Here is a 2,970-nt window from a genome sequence, read left to right on the forward strand (position 1 = left end):
GTCGGGGTCGGGCTCGCAGGTGGGCTGCTTCCTGGGCCGGACCGTGGCCCGCTCTGCTCGGGCTTCAGGCTTGGGCTCGCGGGGGGCACGGGCTTTAGGCACGTTTGCCAGCTCCTTCGCGGGCCGGGGCTATCCGCCGATGAGCACCGTGGGGCAGCCCGAGAGGATGCTGCCGCCGTGGGCCGTGGCGTCGCCCAAGCGGGCGGCGGGCTTGCCCCCGATGAGCACGGTGCTCGAGCCCGTGGCTATCGGTGCGCCGCAGGTGGTGAGGTCGCCGGCGCAGGCGGCGGGCTGGCCGCCGATGAGCACCGTGGGGTTGCCGATCACGATGAGGTTGGGCACGGCCATGTGGAAGGGCAGGGGGCAGGCGTGCTTGTCGGTCATGCGGGCGGCGGGTTTGGACATGAGCACCCCTAGTTGAGCTTGATGACCCCGCCCTTGACCTCGACCATGGCACTGCCCTCGAGCCTCAAGTTGGCCTTGGCCGTGACCTTGACGTTGGTGCCTTCCATGTCGAGGTTCTGCTGGGCCTGCACCCTGGCGTTGCCCTTGGCGACCACGTTGACGTCGCCCTTGACCTCGACGGTGAGGGTGTCCTTCTTGGTGTCGAGGTGGATGACGTTGCCGTTGCGGTCCTTGATGGTGACGCCCGGCGCGTCGTCGGAGTCGTCGAGGATGACGAGGTGGCCGGTGCGCGAGCGGATGAGGCGCTGCTTGACCTTGCCGCTGGCGACGAGGGCCGAACTCTTCCTCGGCGGCAGGTCCACCCCGTTCCACAGGCCGCCCAGCACGTAGGGGTGGTTGACGTCGCCGAGCTCGAAGGCCACCAGCACCTCGTCGTTGACCTCGGGGAGGAACTCCACGCCCCGCTCCTTGCCGCCTCCCACGCTCACCACGCGGGCCCAGTCGCTCTCGGCCTCGTCGGAGAGCGCGGGGTACTTGACCTTGACCCTGCCCAAGCCCTTGGGGTCGTCGTTGTTGGTCACGACCCCGACGGCGAGCCCGACCCGGCTGGGCGGCTCCTCGGCCCCCCGCAGCAGGCTCAGCAGGGTGAGGGGGTAGTTGGCCGAGACCGTGAAGTGCGTGGTGTAGCGGCTCTTGCCGCCGTGCTGGGCGTAGACGTGCTGCGCGGTGGTGACGACGTACTCCCCGGAGAAGCGCCGCCCCACGTTGGAGACCCGGATCCTGGCCCCGGCCACGAGGGCGGGGTTGCCCCCGCAGCTCCCCTCGGCCTGGATGAAGCGCCCGGACTGCTTGTTGGCGGCGGCCTCGGCCAGGAGCTGGGCCTCCTTCTGGGTGCGCACCGGGCGGCACTCCACGAGCTGGGGGGCCTCGCCGAAGGCCTTGGAGGCCTTCTCGCCGCCCTCCCCGCTCTCCCCCACCTTGGGCTTGAACTGCCCGGCCTTGGCCTTGCCGATGACGGCCTCCTTCTTCTCGAAGTCCCAGCCCCGCACGACCACCTCGCTGGGCTGCTCGAGGGTGGTGAGGCGGGGGCGGAACTCGGCCAGGCTCTCCCCCCACTTGAGCTCGAGGGTGGCCTGCTCGCCCTGGGGCGGGCCGAAGTGCAGGGTCTTCCCCCGCACGTAGACCACGTAGCCCAGCGCGGCGGCCCGGCGCTGCAGGAAGGCCAGGTTGGTCTCGTTGTCCTGGAACACCCACTCGTACACCTGGGCGTCGGCCTGGGGGCCCACCTCGACCTGGCTCAGGCCCGCCTGCTGCCCGACCTGCCGCACGAGGTCGCCGTCGGTGACGTTGGCGAAGCGCCGCACGTGGCGGCCCCGGGTCAGGCGGTGCAGCCGGTCGAAGGCCCGCACCACCAGGCGGGGGCTGGCCCCGGCGTACTCGGGCTCGACCTCGACGACCTCGCCCTCGAAGATGGTGGCCTTGACGTTGCCGGTCTGGGAGGTGAGCACGACCTCGGTGCCGGGCTCGAAGAGCTCGGAGTCGGTCCAGCGGAGGGCGGGGTCGTGGACGACGAGGGTCGCCACGTCGGGGAGGTGCACGGTGTTCTCGACCGTGACCTCCCAGAGCGCGTTCATCAGCTCGGGGGGGGCGTCGCGGCCCCCCAGGCGCACCGCCAGGTCGGAGAGGTGTTCGTGAACCTTGGACAAGGCGCCTCCCTCAATCCACCGGGACGACCAGCGGCTGGCCCGCGACCAGGTCGCGCACCTTGGTGAGGCCGTTGGCCTCGGCGATGCGCCGCCACTTGCCGGCGTCCCCCAGGATCTTGTGGGCGATCCAGGCCAGGGTGTCGCCGTCCTTGACCGTCCAGACCTGCTCCCCGCCCACGCCCCCGGAGCTGGCGTTCTGCATGGGCAGCTCGTTCTCGTTGGTGGCCTGCTCGAGGGTGAGGTCGAGGGTGGCCCGCACCGGCAGGCCGTTGGGCAGGAAGAGGCTGAACTGCTGCGAGATGCTGGTGATGACGCCGACGAAGAAGGTCATCAGGCCCCACTGGAAGCGCACCTTGGGCGGGCGGCCGTTCTTGGTGGTGTCGTTGGTGAGGGTCTTATCGACGAGCATCAGCTTCCAGATGGGGTTGGTGTACTCGCGCACGTCGAGGCTGCGGCGCCGCTCGGGCGGCAGGCCCTGGGTGTCGAAGAAGAGCTGGACCCGCAGGCTGATGGGCTGGCCTCCGCCGAACTCGCGGTTGGGCGAGTCCTTGGCGCCGTTGGGGCCGGCCGACCACTGGTTGGACTTGGAGAGGCTGAGTTCGTTGGGGTTGAACAGGCACTCGATGCGCTGGTTGGCGTGTTCCCCCTCGAGGGGGATGAGGAAGGCTTTGCTCAGGCTCATGGATCACCTCGCTTCAGGACTCGCGGCGGCGCTCGGCGGCCAGGCGGCGCTTGAGGATGCGGTAGACCTGCTGGGCCAGGGCGTCGAGGTCGGGGGCGGGCTGGGGTTCTCGGTGGTGGCCCCGATCAGGGTCAAGAGCCCCGACTCCACGTGCGGCAGCAGCGCGTCCTGCTGCGA

3 protein-coding genes are annotated in these 2,970 nt (G+C 70.4%); all 3 read right to left on the reverse strand.

Annotated features, from left to right (window positions below):
* Positions 1-129: 129 nt before the first annotated feature.
* From Mterra_RS20190 to Mterra_RS20200, 3 genes are read right to left on the reverse strand one after another with little or no spacing between them, the layout of a single operon-like run.
* Positions 130-405, reverse strand: coding sequence for a PAAR domain-containing protein (locus Mterra_RS20190; protein ID WP_119316733.1), 276 nt, complete (start codon positions 403-405; stop codon positions 130-132).
* Between the two features lie 8 nt (positions 406-413).
* On the reverse strand, positions 414-2,111 hold the full coding sequence (locus Mterra_RS20195) for a VgrG-related protein (protein ID WP_119316731.1): 1,698 nt from the start codon (positions 2,109-2,111) through the stop codon (positions 414-416).
* 10 nt (positions 2,112-2,121) lie between these two features.
* Entirely contained in the window at positions 2,122-2,793 is a 672-nt protein-coding gene (locus Mterra_RS20200; RefSeq protein WP_119316732.1) for a CIS tube protein, read from the reverse strand.
* Positions 2,794-2,970 lie beyond the last annotated feature (177 nt).

Origin of the sequence: Calidithermus terrae, from assembly GCF_003574345.1 — a bacterium.
Classification (GTDB): Bacteria; Deinococcota; Deinococci; order Deinococcales; family Thermaceae; genus Calidithermus; species Calidithermus chliarophilus.

What these genes read in the sequence shown, in the direction of transcription:
- Mterra_RS20190 (WP_119316733.1), bottom strand. Translation starts at nt 405, where the DNA reads ATGTCCAAACCCGCCGCCCGCATGACCGACAAGCACGCCTGCCCCCTG.
- Mterra_RS20200 (WP_119316732.1), bottom strand. Translation starts at nt 2,793, where the DNA reads ATGAGCCTGAGCAAAGCCTTCCTCATCCCCCTCGAGGGGGAACACGCC.